General features: G+C 44.9%; 12 protein-coding genes. 9 read left to right on the plus strand and 3 right to left on the minus strand.

Annotation, left to right across the window (positions count from 1 at the left end; genetic code table 11):
* Window positions 1-17 precede the first annotated feature (17 nt).
* From QNM18_RS26265 to glsB, 7 genes are all read left to right on the plus strand, one after another.
* Window positions 18-488, plus strand: coding sequence for a DUF1249 domain-containing protein (locus QNM18_RS26265; protein ID WP_284138858.1), 471 nt, complete (start codon window positions 18-20; stop codon window positions 486-488).
* On the plus strand, window positions 475-1,239 hold the full coding sequence (locus QNM18_RS26270; protein WP_284138853.1) for a metallophosphoesterase family protein: 765 nt from the start codon (window positions 475-477) through the stop codon (window positions 1,237-1,239). Before QNM18_RS26265 ends, QNM18_RS26270 begins: the two co-directional genes overlap by 14 nt.
* Window positions 1,224-1,781 carry a YqiA/YcfP family alpha/beta fold hydrolase gene (locus QNM18_RS26275; protein WP_284138854.1) on the plus strand — a complete coding sequence of 186 codons (558 nt, stop codon included), beginning with the start codon at window positions 1,224-1,226 and terminating at the stop codon, window positions 1,779-1,781. The genes QNM18_RS26270 and QNM18_RS26275 overlap by 16 nt, the downstream gene beginning before the upstream one ends.
* Window positions 1,782-1,815: 34 nt before the next feature.
* Window positions 1,816-3,705, plus strand: a complete 1,890-nt coding sequence (parE, locus tag QNM18_RS26280) for a DNA topoisomerase IV subunit B (RefSeq protein ID WP_211012697.1) — start codon at window positions 1,816-1,818, stop codon at window positions 3,703-3,705.
* 18 nt (window positions 3,706-3,723) lie between these two features.
* Window positions 3,724-6,012 carry a DNA topoisomerase IV subunit A gene (parC, locus tag QNM18_RS26285; RefSeq protein ID WP_211012698.1) on the plus strand — a complete coding sequence of 763 codons (2,289 nt, stop codon included), beginning with the start codon at window positions 3,724-3,726 and terminating at the stop codon, window positions 6,010-6,012.
* Window positions 6,013-6,236: 224 nt separating this feature from the next.
* A complete protein-coding gene (locus QNM18_RS26290) occupies window positions 6,237-6,800 on the plus strand; it encodes a phosphoribosyltransferase (protein WP_211012699.1) in 564 nt (187 codons plus the stop codon).
* 112 nt (window positions 6,801-6,912) lie between these two features.
* A complete protein-coding gene (gene glsB / locus QNM18_RS26295) occupies window positions 6,913-7,830 on the plus strand; it encodes a glutaminase B (protein WP_284138855.1) in 918 nt (305 codons plus the stop codon).
* A 44-nt stretch (window positions 7,831-7,874) separates the two neighbouring features.
* On the opposite strand, the gene QNM18_RS26300 is transcribed toward glsB, so the two are convergent.
* On the minus strand, window positions 7,875-9,179 hold the full coding sequence (locus tag QNM18_RS26300) for an inosine/guanosine kinase (RefSeq protein ID WP_211012701.1): 1,305 nt from the start codon (window positions 9,177-9,179) through the stop codon (window positions 7,875-7,877).
* Between the two features lie 172 nt (window positions 9,180-9,351).
* Between QNM18_RS26300 and tadA the strand changes: the two genes are divergently transcribed.
* Window positions 9,352-9,870 carry a tRNA adenosine(34) deaminase TadA gene (tadA, locus tag QNM18_RS26305; protein WP_211012702.1) on the plus strand — a complete coding sequence of 173 codons (519 nt, stop codon included), beginning with the start codon at window positions 9,352-9,354 and terminating at the stop codon, window positions 9,868-9,870.
* Here tadA and QNM18_RS26310 read toward each other — a convergent pair.
* Both QNM18_RS26310 and mltF read right to left on the minus strand, forming a co-directional pair.
* A complete protein-coding gene (locus QNM18_RS26310) occupies window positions 9,861-10,025 on the minus strand; it encodes a hypothetical protein (protein WP_211012703.1) in 165 nt (54 codons plus the stop codon). The genes tadA and QNM18_RS26310 overlap by 10 nt on opposite strands.
* Before the next feature lie 91 nt (window positions 10,026-10,116).
* A complete protein-coding gene (mltF, locus tag QNM18_RS26315; protein WP_211012704.1) occupies window positions 10,117-11,499 on the minus strand; it encodes a membrane-bound lytic murein transglycosylase MltF in 1,383 nt (460 codons plus the stop codon).
* A gap of 244 nt (window positions 11,500-11,743) precedes the next feature.
* Here mltF and purL point away from each other — a divergent pair, with 244 nt between their 5' ends.
* Complete coding sequence (gene purL / locus QNM18_RS26320; RefSeq protein ID WP_284138856.1) at window positions 11,744-15,628, plus strand: phosphoribosylformylglycinamidine synthase; 3,885 nt, start codon at window positions 11,744-11,746, stop codon at window positions 15,626-15,628.
* Window positions 15,629-15,800 lie beyond the last annotated feature (172 nt).

A 15,800-nucleotide genomic window follows, 5' to 3' on the forward strand; every position in this document is an offset into this window, starting at 1 on the left:
TCATTTTGTCTGACTTGATGCATCATACTAAGCACGGTGGCAAAGACGGCATACGAGGGTATGTACAGTCTTTACCCAAATACATCACATTATGTGAGCGCAATTATTTGCGCGCACTTAAAGTGTTGCCTGAAGAGGAAGTAGGTGCCCGTCGTCAGATAAAAATAGGCACAATGGATTTCTTCATCCTGATTGAAAGTGTTGAGAAATACACAACCGACATAAAAATAACTCAGCAACATAGCTTGAGTAATCACTTAGGTCTGTTTGAGCTAGCAGTGAGACTATATCACGACGCCAAAGTGGCCGAGGTCATCCAGCACAATTACCATCAACGTGTTAAACCATCTTACGGTTACCCGAACCCAAGTATGCACCACAAAGACGAAAAGTATCAGCTCAATGCATTTTTAGGTGATTGGCTATCCGCTTGTGCAGAAAGTGGCAGAGTACCGTTAAATTGGGATGTAAATAATGGCTTGGTTTAAAGACACATACTTATTTAATCAAGCACAATTAAAGTTAGCCCACATTACCGATACCCATTTGTTCGAAAACACAAACGGAGAATATTTTGCCGTTAACACGGCAACTCATTTTAAACGTGTTTTGGCAAACTTAGCGCAGGCAAATTTGGATGCCGTTGTTTTTGGAGGGGATCTGACTCAGGATCATACATTTGCTTCTTACGAGTTGTTTGCTACCTTGGTGGCTGAATCAACATTGAATTGCCCGATATTTTGGCTGCCGGGAAACCACGATGACTTGGATTACTTACATGAAATAAGCCAAGGTCAAATCGTAGCTGCAAAAAAAATTCATTTCGAACATGGGCAAGTTCTGTTGCTTAATAGTAAAGGCCCAACGCCAGCCGGATGGGTGGCAAAGGAGCACCTGCAAGAAATTGAAGAGCACTGCTGTAAACCCAGTATCGTATTTTGCCACCATAATCCGTTGCCGATAGAAGGGTATCTGGACAAACATATGCTTGAGAACGGTCCTCAACTGCTTAATTGTTTAGTTGACTTGCAATGTGTAGAGGCTCTTTTTCACGGCCATGTTCACCATGACTATGAATTTCGCTTTAGAGATTTAAGCGTCTATGCGACACCAGCCACATCCGTCCAATTCAAAAAACAGACTCGAGATTGGCAACAGGAAAATTTGGGTGCAGGGTATCGTTTAATTAATTGGACCGAAGCGGCGTTGGATACAGAGGTGAAATGGCTGACAAAGTAATTTATGTCCATGGGTTTAATAGTTCAGAGCAATCATTTAAAGCACAGCAACTAGGCGCCTATTTCAAAGACCGTTGTGAATACGTTGTTCCTCGGTTACATTATGATCCGCGTATTGCCATACTCCAGCTTGAGCAAGCTGTAGACGAGCGCTGTGTTTTAGTTGGTAGCTCCTTAGGCGGGTTTTACGCGACATGCTTGTCTCAACAGTTTAATTTGCGTGCGGTTGTGATCAATCCAGCTGTACGACCAGACAAATTGCTATGGGATTACTTGGGTCCCCAGTATAATCCCTATCAAGATCTGAATTATGAACTTACAATAGAACATATGACGGCGTTGCGGCGTATGCACATTGAAAAGCTATCTAAGCCAAGCAACCTTTTGTTATTACAACAAACAGCAGATGAGGTACTGCCTTATCAAGATGCTGTGAATTATTATCGAGACTGCCCGTCAATCATCGAGTTTGGCGGTGATCACAGTTTCATTGGCTTTGAAAGGCACTTTAATCGCCTTGCCAACTTTCTTAAAATTAAATAAAACAGTTAGAACTAAAAATTAGTCAGTAGCATTTATGAGTCAGCAAAATTATAACGCAGAAGCCATTGAGGTGTTGAATGGCTTAGAGCCGGTGAAACGCCGTCCTGGGATGTACACAGACACCACCCGGCCCAACCACTTAGGTCAAGAGGTTATTGATAACAGTGTGGATGAAGCGCTTGCTGGGCATGCGAGTAGGATCGACGTTATTTTGCATGAAGACAACTCATTGCAAGTGATCGATGATGGTCGAGGCATGCCTGTGGATGTTCACCCTGAAGAGGGGATCCCAGGTGTCGAATTGATCCTGACTAAGCTGCACGCTGGTGGTAAATTTTCCAACAAGAATTACCAGTTTTCGGGCGGTTTGCATGGTGTCGGTATTTCAGTGGTTAATGCGTTATCTACACGAGTAGAAGTAACGGTTAAGCGCGATGCTCAGCAATATGAAATTGCTTTTGAAAACGGTGACAAAGTACAAGATTTGGAAGTGACGGGCAGTGTTGGTAAACGCAATACCGGAACGTCTGTTCAGTTTTGGCCCGATGCAAGTTATTTCGACTCTGCTAACTTTTCACTGACTAAGCTCAATCATTTACTTAAAGCCAAAGCGGTACTCTGCCCTGGCTTGCGCATTCGCTTTATTAATAAGCAAACCAAAGAAACCCAAGAGTGGCACTACGAGTCTGGTCTAGAAGATTATCTAAGTGACAGTGCTAAGGATTTGGAAGTACTCCCTAAATCACCTTTTACGGGCAGCTTTAGTGGTTCAACAGAAGGGGTCGATTGGGCTCTGCACTGGTTACCAGAGGGTGGCGAATCGATCGCTGAAAGTTATGTAAACTTGATCCCAACAGCTCAGGGCGGCACCCATGTAAACGGCTTAAGGCAAGGCCTACTTGAGGCGATGCGAGAGTTTTGCGAATTCCGCAACTTATTGCCAAGAGGTGTGAAGCTAACGCCTGATGATGTCTGGGATAAATGTAGTTATGTTTTATCAGTAAAAATGCAAGATCCACAATTTGCCGGTCAAACCAAAGAGAAGCTATCATCACGCTCTTGTGCAACGTTTGTCTCTGGTATTGTGAAAGATGCGTTTAGTTTATGGTTAAATGAGCATACTGAGACTGCCGAGTTGTTGGCTGAACTTTGCATCAGCAATGCACAAAAACGGCTCAGGGCTGCAAAAAAAGTGGTGCGCAAGAAAGTCACCAGTGGCCCCGCTTTACCAGGAAAATTAACTGATTGTTCTGGCAGTGAAACAGAACGTTCTGAAATATTCTTAGTAGAGGGTGACTCAGCAGGTGGCTCTGCTAAGCAGGCTCGAGATCGCGAGTTTCAAGCGATCATGCCGCTACGTGGTAAAATTTTGAATACGTGGGAAGTGGACTCGGGGCAGATCCTAGCGTCACAAGAAGTGCACGATATCTCGGTGGCACTCGGTATTGACCCTGATTCAAGCGACTTATCGACACTGAGATACGGTAAAGTATGTATTCTTGCTGATGCTGACTCTGATGGTCTTCACATCGCGACGTTATTGTGTGCCTTGTTTGTTAAACACTTCCCCACGTTAGTTCAAGCTGGTCATGTCTATGTTGCTATGCCGCCACTATTTAGGATTGATGTGGGTAAAGAAGTTTTTTATGCCCTTGATGAAGATGAAAAACGTGGCATTTTGGATCGAATTGAAGCTGAGAAAAAGCGCGGTAAAGTCAACGTACAGCGTTTCAAAGGGTTAGGCGAAATGAACCCAATGCAGTTACGAGAAACGACAATGGACCCTAATACACGACGTTTGGTACAGCTGACACTGGATGAACAAGAGCAGACATTAGAAATGATGGATATGCTGCTAGCGAAAAAACGTTCTGGCGATAGAAAGGCTTGGTTAGAGCAACATGGCGATAAAGCCGAGGTATAACAAGAAGTAAGGTGTGTCATGACTGATCCACAGGCCCTCTCTTTACAGGGCATAGAACAATTACCAATGGGGCGTTTTACCGAAGATGCCTACTTAAATTATTCCATGTATGTGATCATGGATAGGGCATTGCCACATATTGGCGATGGCTTAAAGCCTGTACAGCGACGCATTGTCTATGCAATGAGCGAACTGGGTTTATCTGCAGCAGCAAAATATAAAAAATCAGCCCGTACGGTCGGTGATGTATTGGGTAAGTATCACCCGCATGGTGACAGCGCTTGTTATGAAGCCATGGTACTGATGGCGCAGCCATTTTCTTATCGTTACCCATTGGTTGATGGACAGGGTAACTGGGGTGCTGCGGATGATCCTAAATCATTTGCTGCAATGCGTTATACCGAAGCACGTTTATCTAAATTTTCAGAAGTACTGTTAAAAGAACTTGGCCAAGGCACGGTTGATTGGGTACCAAACTTTGACGGCACTATGAAAGAGCCTCAGGTTCTGCCTGCGCGACTGCCACACATTTTACTCAATGGTGTAACAGGTATCGCAGTCGGTATGGCGACCGATATTCCACCACACAATGTAAATGAATTGGCCTCTGCTTGTTGTATGCTGCTTGATAAGCCTAAAACGACGTTAGAAGAGATACTCGAAATCGTTCAAGCACCAGATTATCCGACAGAAGCTGAGATCATCACGCCTAAAGATGATATCCGCAAGATTTACACAACGGGTCGTGGCTCGATTAAGATGCGAGCGGTGTTTCATGAAGAGCAAGGTGAAATTGTTATCACAGCGTTGCCGCATCAAACATCGGGTGCCAAAGTGTTAGAGCAAATCGCCGCGCAAATGACAGCGAAAAAACTGCCAATGGTTGCTGATCTTCGCGATGAGTCTGACCATGAAAACCCCACTCGTATCGTCGTGGTGCCTCGTTCCAACCGTGTTAAATCGGAACCGTTAATGGCACACTTGTTTGCTACCACTGATCTTGAGAAAAATTACCGGGTTAATCTCAATATGATCGGGCTGGATGGCCGCCCTCAGGTAAAAGATTTACAACAAATTTTGTCTGAGTGGTTAATTTTTCGCCGTGAAACGGTACGGAGAAGATTGCAACATCGTTTAGATAAGGTGTTGGCGCGTTTGCATATTCTAGAAGGTTTGATGATAGCCTTTTTGAATATTGATGAAGTGATAGAAATTATCAGAAATGAAGATGAACCAAAAGCTGAGTTAATGAAGCGATTTGGTTTATCCGAAACCCAAGCTGAAGCCATTTTAGATCTGAAACTTCGCCACCTTGCTAAGTTGGAAGAGATGAAGATCCGTGGTGAGCAGGACGAATTGAGCAAAGAGCGTGACAAACTTGAGCTAACGCTTGGCTCAGAACGTCGTATGTCTACCTTGATGAAAAAAGAGATTCAGGAAGCGGCGGAACTTTATGGTGATGAAAGACGTTCTCCAGTGGTTGAGCGTCAAGAGGCTAAAGCGCTCAGTGAAAAAGATTTGATCCCATCTGAGGCTGTAACAGTGGTGCTATCCGAAAAAGGGTGGGCACGCTTTGCCAAAGGCCATGAAATTGATGCCGAGGGGCTGAATTACCGCTCGGGAGATGAGTATAAGGCATCAGCCAAAGGGAAAAGCAACCAACCAGCGGTTTTCCTTGATAGTTCTGGCCGAGCATTTGCCACAGATGCGCATAGCTTACCGTCTGCAAGAAGTCAAGGTGAGCCAATGACAGGTCGCTTTAACCTCGCAGCAGGTGTGAACTTTGAACATGTGGTGATGGGAGAGGAGCAAGAGTTATACCTGATGGCAACGGATGCGGGTTACGGATTTATTGCTGAATTTAACGACTTGGTCAGCAAGAACAAAAATGGTAAAGCGCTAGTAAGTATCCCTAAAGGGGCGGAGTTAATCGCGCCTATATCAGTCAACGATGTAGCGACAGATCGCTGTATGGCTATTTCTAATGAAGGGCGTATGCTGTTATTCCCGCTCAGGGATTTACCAAAACTTGCCAAGGGTAAAGGGAATAAGATTATTTCTATTCCAAGTGCGAAAGTGCAATCTAGAGAAGAGTTTGTCAAAGTACTGGCTGTGGTGCCTGAAGGGAGAGCAGTGACGCTGTATGCAGGCAAGCGCAAGTTAACACTAAAGAGCGCAGATCTGGAGCATTACTCTGGTGAGCGAGGCAGACGTGGTAATAAATTACCAAGAGGTCTGCAACGTGTTGATAACTTTGAAATTGAATTAATCGAACAAGACGATACTGAAGTCGATATTCAAGAATAGCCCCAAGCGGTGAGCGGGCAAGTCCCGCTCACAGGCTAGCCCTCTGTGTAATTCTTTCCAGTATTCTTCATTAAGTGGTCTTCTTTCTGTCATTTTGCAGTAAAAAACCCTGATGTACCGCAAGCAATTTCTATCCGACTCAGCTAGAATACACGGTTATAAGTTATTCTTGTTCAGAGTGACACCTAGCGAGGTGGCACTCGCACTGACAATACGGGGTTTTTATGTCTGATAAGTGCTATATCACAGCGCAACAGCTTTTAGAGGATTCATTCCGTCTGGCTGCTCAAGTTTATGAAGATGGGTTTCGTCCAGATTTTATCATCGGTATTTGGCGAGGTGGTGCGCCAATCGGCATTGCTGTGCAAGAGTATTATGACTACAAGGGCATAGAGACTGATCATATCGCAGTGCGTACGTCGTCTTATTATGGCATCGGTCAACAATCGAAAGAAATTAAGGTGCACGGCCTTCATTATATTATTGAAAATGCGAACGCAGGCGATTCATTGTTGATTGTCGACGACGTGTTTGATTCAGGCCGTAGTATTTACGCATTAAAGGAAAAGCTAGAAGAGTTAATGCGTCTTAATCTACCAAAAGACATTCGTGTTGCCTGCCCTTATTACAAACCAACCAACAAAAAAGTGCCAATGACACCAGATTACTACATCCATGAATCTGATGAGTGGTTGGTATTCCCGCATGAATTGTCCGGGCTTACGCCAGATGAATTGATTGCAGGTAAATCAGATCTAGCAAATATCAAAGAACTATTTGCAAAGTAACAGTTGCTGGTAATTTATAAGCCGCCGAAAGCTTGGTTTTGGGCGGCTTTTTTATGGCCGCGATTCAGCGCTTTTGTTACACTCCGCACATTGTGATTTATGCATTTTTTGTATGACAGATTATCAATCAATTCTAGAACGCACAGTGCAACATGTTCAGCCTATATTACAGCATGGCAAAGTTGCGGATTACATTCCAGCGTTAGCTGAACAGCAATTAGGTCAGTTCGCGATAGCAATTCAAACGCAAACGGGTGAAACCTACAGTGCGGGCGCTTGTGATGCCAAATTTACCGTGCAGTCAGTGTCAAAAGTAATGACCTTGACCTTAGCGTTGCAACGCTATGGCGATGACTTGTGGCAGCGAGTGGGTAAAGAGCCCTCAGGCACTGCTTTCAATTCATTGACCCAATTAGAGTTTGAAAACGGCATACCGAGAAACCCTTTTATCAATGCTGGTGCAATTGTCACTTGTGACGCACTATACTCGCGTCTGAGTGCACCAATCCATACCATGCTAGAGAGCTATCGATTGCAAACTGGAAACCCTAAACTGGGTGTGAATAAAGTGGTTGCACAGTCCGAGTATGAGCACCGTTATCGAAATGCAGCGATGGCGTATTTAATGAAATCGTTTGGCAATTTTAATAACGAAGTTGAAGAAGTATTGTGGTCATATTTTAATTTTTGCGCAATTGAGTTGACTGTATCGGAATTGGCAAAGTGTTTCTCCTACCTGTCGAATGGTGGTGTGTGTACACAAAGCCAGCAACAGGTATTACCTGCAAAGCAAATCAAGCAACTTAACTCATTGTTGTTTACCAGTGGTTTGTATGATGCTGCTGGTGACTTTGGATACCGCGTAGGTATGCCAGGTAAATCGGGTGTGTCAGGTGCAATTATTGCAGTTGTGCCAGGTCGGTTTACTATCGCAGTCTGGTCACCAGGCCTTGATAAAGTGGGGAATTCTGTGGCAGGTATTGCTGCGCTAGAGTTTCTTGCTGAAGAGCTCGGAACAGCGATTTTCTAGCGCGGCATTTTGAGCGCACAAATGTTGTGCGCAAGACGATTTGTTTACTTGTCCCAGTAAGATTGCTCTAGTGAGTCTTCTCGTTCAGGCAAGCCCCTAGAAAGTCTAGGTGAGTGCTGGACCAATACCTCAAAGCTTGCGCGGTTTGCATATTTGCTGATCTGCGCAAGTGAAGAATAGGTAATTGCAGCTTGTTCGTGCTTAGCTGAGTTTGGCACATTTAAACGATGATATTCGTTCGCTGAAAGGTCATGTAGTACCGCGGCAAGTGCGCAATCACCAGCACCATTGGTATTTTTAATGGTGTCTGGGCCACCCATATACGGTGCAGTATGGCTGTATACTCGAACAGGGTTTTCACAGTGTGATTTACGCATTGCGCGAGAAAACTCGTAGCGATTAAACTCGGGGATAGCACCCGGAAGTAGTGGGTATTCGGTTTCGCGTTTCATACTGTCGTCGACATACCCTGCCATATACAAGCCCGTTGGGCCGGCGGTGCAAATAACTAAGTCGACCCAATCGAGTGCTTTACCTGCGGCCAATAAAGGATCATCAAAGCCAGTAATGGCTTCGCCTTCTTCTTCATTCATTGCAAGAATGTCGACGTGTTTCTCAACGAATTCGGCCCACCACTGCGGATCTTGTTCTATCAAGAACTTGGTGCCCAAAGTTAGGACTACTGGTACACCTGCATTATTGGCATACTCCACCGCTTGCATGGTGGCCTGTGTCATTGTTTCGTCACCTTTAGTACGCATAAGGTAAGCGCTAATAACGAGAGCCGATGCATTTTCAATCAGTGACTGGCTGATCGACTCTGGGCGCAAGTAGTTCATTAAACCAGCACTGATCGCAAAGGTTCTTTCACCGCTGTCATCTATCAGCGTGAAACAGCGGCCGATTGGGCCAGCGACGGGTTGCAGATGATCAAGATCGACGCGGCTTGATGTATTACATAAAAACTTGTATGCATAGCTACCGATTTCAATGCTTTCACTCATCACGCCCAGTAAGACTGAACGGTCATCAGCTAACACTGAATAGTTGTGCATGGTATTGCCAATGGTGCCGCCAGCAAATTCGTAGTCAATCATGTCATCACGTTTCAAACGCTCATAGAGCGCATTGGTGACATCATTGTCTATGACTTGTGACATACCACGCTGGAGGTGGAATTCATCCAAAAAAGCTTGGTCAACTTTAGCTTCGATGTCGACAACAATTTGGTCGATGCCGCAAATATAATTGCGTTTCAAGCGATCTTCAGCATTTAAGTGGTTGATAAGTGGGTCCTTATCTTCCACCGGAAAATAATGCTTATGCCTACGGTGTCCCGGAAATTTCATGTTTTACCCGTGTGTTTTGAGCTCATTAAATAAAAAAAGCGGCGAATTATAGCCTAATTTTACGTGGGTGAGCCATGGTAATTTGGTAATTTTAGCAATAATTCTGTAACCAAGGGGTTTCTGTTTCGCAAGCTGGTATACTAAACCACATAATTACTTTGCTAAATTTAGTATGAATAACCAAGAACACGATGAATATTGGATGCGCCAAGCTCTCGCATATGCTGATAAAGCCGAAGCGGAAAACGAAATCCCTGTTGGTGCGGTGATTGTCCGAGACGGGCAACTAATCGCGGCAGGTTGGAATCGCTCAATAGGTTGTCATGACCCGTCAGCACATGCTGAAATGATCGCGATACGTGAAGCTGGTAAACAAGTGCAAAATTATCGCTTAGTAGATTGCACCTTGTATGTAACCCTAGAGCCTTGTCCTATGTGTGCAGGATTGTTAGTACATAGCCGAGTAAAACGCGTTGTGTACGGTGCCAGTGATGCAAAAACAGGCGCTGCGGGATCGATTATGAATTTATTGCAAGAACCACAATTAAACCATCAGCCTGAAGTGACACCTGGTGTATTGGCTGAGGAGTGCAGCGAAAAGCTATCTAACTTTTTTAGACGAAGAAGAAAAGAGCATAAAGCAGCTAAAAAAGCGCTGAAATTGCAAGGGGATAGCGCGGCTCAAGATTGAGCCGTTTTTGCATCTGCGGCTAGCTGCAATAAAGAGTAAATGCGGCGGCGCAGCAATATTTTTTTATGAATGTTTTTGAGCATAATACGTCGACGATTTGGATTCGTATTACGCGTGTTGCGTTTGAATTGATGAGTTCGACGTCTTCTTAACATCTGAACCTCCTTAGTGTGAGAGAAAAAACTTACGCGTGAAAGAAATACCTGTTTTGTGTGACAGGCTTATGACAACGAGATTGGGATGCCGTTAATTGCCGGAACTGAAAGGGAGCGCTCTGTTTTCGTCCAACCAGACTAGAGCGTCGAAGTAGCGGCGTATATTATCGACATAATGTACAGCAACATCGCCACGCGCATATCCATATCTTGTGCTTCGATAGTAGCGCTTTTTAGTCAGTAGTGGTAGTCGTTTTTTAACATCGGCCCAACTATTGGGATTGCCACCTTGTTGTTTTGTCAGTTTTAATGCATCTCTAACATGCCCCATACCTACGTTATACGCAGCTAAGGCCAACCAAGTTCTATCTGGCTCAGCAACCCCTTCTGGCACTCGCGAAATTAAATTGGCAAGATATTTCGCGCCGCCACGTATATTTTGTTCTGGTTTGAGGCGGTGTTTCACACCAACGCGTTTGGCTGTACTCTGCGTTAGCATCATGATCCCGCGCACGCCCGTAGGAGACTTGGCTCGTGGGTTCCACATGGACTCTTGGTAACTGAGCGCGGCAAGTAACCGCCAATCCAAGTTCTGTGCCTTTGCATATTCGATAAACCAAGGCGCGTATTTTGGTAGTACCTCTTTACTGGCCTCTACAAAGGCGACGGTATTAACATAATTAAATTGCTCTACATGACCGAAGTATTTCTCTTCTAAAGTCGCGAGTTGATTATTGGTTTGTAATTTTGCAAAAAATGGTAAGAGCAACGCATACAGCGAGTCATCGTTTTGTCTTTTCATCACCCAGGCAATTGGGTCGGATTTTGTCACTGAAAACGCAATACTCAGATTGGGGTGGTAACGACGAAATAACGCTAAAGAATGGGAGTCGACAATGGTATAGTCGATATCACCAGCTAAAATTCCTTGGAGTAGCTCTTCTTGATCTAGGGCTTGCGTGGTCTGCCATTGCAATTCGGGGTAGTCTTTTTTGGCTGCTTGTAGTGAAATTAAGTGATGGCTATTAGCCAGCACTGTTACCGGGCCTGATAGCTGACCATAGTGCCGTGGACGTTTTTTGCCTTGTTTATACACTAGCTTTTGACTAATTTCTCGATAAAACGGCCCAAATCGAAATGCTTTAGTTCGCTTTGTGTGATAGCTGATCCCAGAGGCTACAATGTCTAAATCGCCTCGTTCAAGGTGTTCAAATAAATTGTCTAGATTGAAAAAAGGAATAATCTTTAATTCGACACCAAGTTCCTCAGCAAACAAACCTGCAAGCTCATATTCGAATCCCTCTTCATCAGTATGACCTTGGTAGTATGTTGCAGGCCCAACCAAGATACCTACTCGCAGTACATTGCTGTTTTTTATTTGCTGTAGTTGACTTGGCGGAGCGGTGTCACAACCACTGAGCAACAGCAAGGCTATCAATAAACTTAGTACTCTATGTAGCGTGTTCTCTATCATGCCTTTTCCACTAGTGAACCAGATTAAAGTGCGAGTTTTTTCTTAAAAAACAGGACGTTTGAAAACGAGGTTCGAAGACGGTTAATTCAAATTTGCGCTTTAAACCCTATGCTCTCAGGTATATATGTATTTGTGAAGTGGGTTTTTTTCGATAATTGACAATTTTGAGTTAAATCTGTGCGTCAATTCGACTATAATAGCGGCCCAAAATATCGTTCAATCCCTAACCCCGGATGAAATATCTATGTTAATCCTACGTGGTGCACCAGCACTTTCTGATTTTAAAGTCCAAAAGATCCTTAAAAGCTGCGCGGATGCAGAGTTACCTGTCACTGGCGTATATGCTGAATTTATGCATTTTGCCGATGTAACTGCTGAGCTCTCAGATACTGAGTTAGACAAACTGAGTAAACTCCTTAAGTATGGGCCTACCGCCGTCGAGCACAAGCCTGAGGGTGCACTTATTTTAGTGACGCCTCGCATTGGTACTATTTCTCCATGGGCTTCAAAAGCAACTGACATCGCGAACAACTGTGGTCTAGATAAAGTTCACCGTGTTGAACGTGGTGTTGCGTACTACGTTGAGGGCGAATTAAGCGCTGAGCAGCTAGCAGATGTAGCTAAGTTACTTCATGATCGTATGACAGAATCAGTACACAGCAATCTAGAAGATGCAGGTCAGTTATTCCGCGTTGAAGAGCCACGTCCAATGTCATCTGTAGACATTCTAGGTGGTGGTCGTGAAGCACTTGTTACTGCAAACGTAGAGCAAGGTTTTGCGTTAGCAGACGACGAAATTGATTACTTAGTTGAAAACTTCACTAAACTAGGTCGTAACCCGAACGACATCGAGCTATTCATGTTCGCACAAGCGAACTCTGAGCACTGTCGTCACAAAATTTTCAACGCCGATTGGACAATCGACGGTGAAGAGCAGCCTAAGTCGCTGTTCAAAATGATCAAGAATACTTACGAGACGCACCCAGAAAACGTATTGTCTGCTTATAAAGATAACGCGGCAGTAATGAAGGGTTCTAAAGCGGGTCGTTTCTTCCCAAATAAAGAAGGTGAGTACAGCTACAATCAAGAGAACATTGAAATCTTGATGAAGGTTGAAACACACAACCACCCAACTGCGATTGCACCATTCTCTGGCGCATCTACTGGTTCTGGTGGTGAAATTCGTGACGAAGGCGCAACGGGTCGTGGTTCTAAGCCAAAAGCAGGCCTAGTTGGTTTTACTGTATCTAACCTTCGCATTCCTGGTTTTGAGCAGCCGTGGGAAACTAACTTCGGCAAACCAGGCCGTATCGTTGATGCACTAGACATCATGATTGATGGCCCGCTAGGTGGCGCTGCGTTCAACAACGAATTTGGTCGTCCTAACCTACTTGGTTACTTCCGTACTTACGAAGAAAAAGTTAACAGCCACAATGGCGAAGAGGTACGTGGTTACCACAAGCCTATTATGCTTGCAGGTGGTCTAGGTAACATCCGTACTGAGCATGTTCAAAAAGGTGAAATCCCAGTAGGCGCTAAGCTAGTTGCACTAGGCGGCCCTGCGATGAACATTGGTCTGGGTGGTGGTGCTGCATCATCAATGGCATCTGGTCAGTCAAACGAAGACCTAGATTTTGCTTCTGTACAACGTGAAAACCCAGAGATGGAACGTCGTTGTCAGGAAGTAATCGACAAGTGTTGGCAGCTAGGTGACGAAAACCCAATCGCGTTTATCCACGATGTGGGCGCGGGCGGTCTTTCTAACGCATTCCCTGAGCTTGTAGACGACGGTGGCCGTGGTGGTAAATTCCAATTACGTAACATCCCGAATGATGAGCCGGGTATGGCACCGCACGAGATTTGGTGTAACGAATCACAAGAACGTTACGTACTTGCAGTAGCGGCAGAAGACTTTGCACGTTTTGAAGAAATCTGTAAGCGTGAGCGCGCACAATACGCAGTAATTGGTGAAGCAACTGAAGAGCGTCACTTAACCGTTGCGGATAGCCACTTTGATAACAACCCAGTCGATCTTCCACTGGAAGTACTACTTGGTAAAGCACCTAAGATGCACCGTGACGTTGAGTCAAAGCAAGTTGAAGGTGAAGCACTAAACATCGACAGTATCAACGTAGAAGAAGCCGCTAAGCGTTTACTTCGTCTACCAACAATTGCAGAGAAAACATTCCTTATTACAATCGGTGACCGTACGGTTACAGGTCTAGTAGCACGTGACCAAATGGTTGGCCCTTGGCAGGTACCAGTGGCAAACTGTGCGGTAACAGCTGCTGCGTTTGACACTTACCACGGTGAAGCAATGTCAATGGGTGAGCGTACACCTGCGGCACTTCTAAACTATGGTGCATCTGCACGTTTAGCAGTAGCTGAAGCGTTAACTAACATTGCTGGCGCAAACATTGGTGGCCTTGAGAACATCAAGCTATCTGCAAACTGGATGGCAGCAGCAGGTCACCCAGGTGAAGATGCAGGTCTTTACGAAGCGGTTAAAGCTGTCGGTGAAGAGTTATGTCCAGCACTTGGTCTAACTATCCCAGTAGGTAAAGACTCAATGTCAATGAAGACAACATGGCAAGACGATGGTGAAGATAAAGCGGTTACAGCACCACTTTCTCTCGTTATCACAGCATTTGGCCGTGTAGAAGACATTCGTAAAACGGTAACCCCTCAGCTTCGCACTGATAAAGGTGACTCAAGCCTGATCCTAGTTGATTTAGGTGCCGGTCAAAACCGACTAGGTGCGTCAAGCCTTGCACAGGTTTACAAACAGCTTGGTGACAAGACGCCTGACGTTGATAACCCAGAGCTATTAAAAGGCTTCTACAATGCAATGCAAGCGTTAGTAGCTGACGAGAAGCTATTAGCTTATCACGACCGTTCAGACGGTGGTTTATTCACAACTGTAGCTGAAATGGCATTCGCTGGCCGTACAGGTGTGACTGTAAACCTTGATAGCCTAACAGGTTCTGATATCGAAGCGCTTTACAATGAAGAGCTAGGTGCAGTTATTCAGGTTCGAAACTCTGATCTTGCAGCCGTTGAAGCTGTTTTGGCTGATAACGGTATTGCGGCAATCAGCCATACTATCGGTACACTAAACAGTGAAGATAAAGTTATCTTCAACCGTGGTGGCGAAGCAGTACTTGCAAATACACGTACTGAACTACGTACTATCTGGGCTGAAACGACTTATAAAATGCAAGCACTTCGTGATAACCCTGAATGTGCTAAGCAAGAGTTTGATGCCAAGTTTGACGAAAAAGATCCTGGCCTTAACGTAAAACTAAGTTTTGACTTAAATGAAGACGTAGCAGCACCTTACATCGCGACAGGTGCTAAGCCTAAGATGGCAATTCTTCGTGAGCAAGGTGTTAACTCACACGTTGAAATGGCAGCGGCATTTAACCGTGCAGGCTTTGCTGCAGTAGACGTACACATGAGTGATATCCTTGAAGGCCGCCTGACACTAGAAGAGTTCAAAGGTCTTGTGGCATGTGGTGGTTTCTCTTACGGTGACGTACTAGGTGCTGGTGAAGGTTGGGCTAAGTCAATTTTATTCAATGACATGGCACGTGATCAGTTCCAAACATTCTTTGAGCGTCAAGATACGTTCAGCTTAGGTGTGTGTAACGGCTGTCAGATGTTATCGACGCTGAAAGAGCTTATCCCTGGCACTGAACACTGGCCACGCTTTGTAACCAATAAGTCAGAGCGTTTTGAAGCACGTTTTAGCCTTGTTGAAGTGCAAGAAAGCCCGTCAGTATTCTTCCAAGGTATGGCTGGCTCTCGTATGCCAATCGCGGTATCTCACGGTGAAGGTCACGCTGAGTTTGCAAACGATGCAGCAGTGAAAGCAGCCCTTGAGTCTGGCACAGTTGCCGTTCAGTATGTTGATAACTTTGGCAAGCCTACAACGCAATACCCAAATAACCCGAATGGTTCACCAGAAGGTATTACAGGTATTACATCGCTAGATGGCCGCGCAACAGTTATGATGCCACACCCAGAGCGTGTATTCCGCGCAGTTGCTAACTCTTGGCACCCGGATGAGTGGAAAGAGGATAGCCCGTGGATGCGTATGTTCCGTAACGCACGTAAGAACATCGGCTAATTATTTAGCTTGATTGAAAAAGGTCACTTCGGTGGCCTTTTTTGTTTTTGGAGTGTCCCGTCCTAAATAAGGTTGACACTTTTCCAACTTAAATTTGGAGAATGTCATGACATCAATATCTAAGAGAACTCAAAAAGATTATTCGCTTGCCTTTAAATTATCCGTTGTTGAT

This window comes from Pseudoalteromonas obscura (assembly GCF_030135505.1).
Lineage (GTDB): Bacteria > Pseudomonadota > Gammaproteobacteria > Enterobacterales > Alteromonadaceae > Pseudoalteromonas > Pseudoalteromonas obscura.

What these genes read in the sequence shown, in the direction of transcription:
- QNM18_RS26300 (WP_211012701.1), bottom strand. Translation starts at nt 9,179, where the DNA reads ATGAAATTTCCGGGACACCGTAGGCATAAGCATTATTTTCCGGTGGAA.
- QNM18_RS26310 (WP_211012703.1), bottom strand. Translation starts at nt 10,025, where the DNA reads ATGTTAAGAAGACGTCGAACTCATCAATTCAAACGCAACACGCGTAAT.
- purL (WP_284138856.1), top strand. Translation starts at nt 11,744, where the DNA reads ATGTTAATCCTACGTGGTGCACCAGCACTTTCTGATTTTAAAGTCCAA.
- mltF (WP_211012704.1), bottom strand. Translation starts at nt 11,499, where the DNA reads ATGATAGAGAACACGCTACATAGAGTACTAAGTTTATTGATAGCCTTG.
- parC (WP_211012698.1), top strand. Translation starts at nt 3,724, where the DNA reads ATGACTGATCCACAGGCCCTCTCTTTACAGGGCATAGAACAATTACCA.
- QNM18_RS26270 (WP_284138853.1), top strand. Translation starts at nt 475, where the DNA reads ATGGCTTGGTTTAAAGACACATACTTATTTAATCAAGCACAATTAAAG.
- glsB (WP_284138855.1), top strand. Translation starts at nt 6,913, where the DNA reads ATGACAGATTATCAATCAATTCTAGAACGCACAGTGCAACATGTTCAG.
- QNM18_RS26275 (WP_284138854.1), top strand. Translation starts at nt 1,224, where the DNA reads ATGGCTGACAAAGTAATTTATGTCCATGGGTTTAATAGTTCAGAGCAA.
- parE (WP_211012697.1), top strand. Translation starts at nt 1,816, where the DNA reads ATGAGTCAGCAAAATTATAACGCAGAAGCCATTGAGGTGTTGAATGGC.
- QNM18_RS26265 (WP_284138858.1), top strand. Translation starts at nt 18, where the DNA reads ATGCATCATACTAAGCACGGTGGCAAAGACGGCATACGAGGGTATGTA.
- QNM18_RS26290 (WP_211012699.1), top strand. Translation starts at nt 6,237, where the DNA reads ATGTCTGATAAGTGCTATATCACAGCGCAACAGCTTTTAGAGGATTCA.
- tadA (WP_211012702.1), top strand. Translation starts at nt 9,352, where the DNA reads ATGAATAACCAAGAACACGATGAATATTGGATGCGCCAAGCTCTCGCA.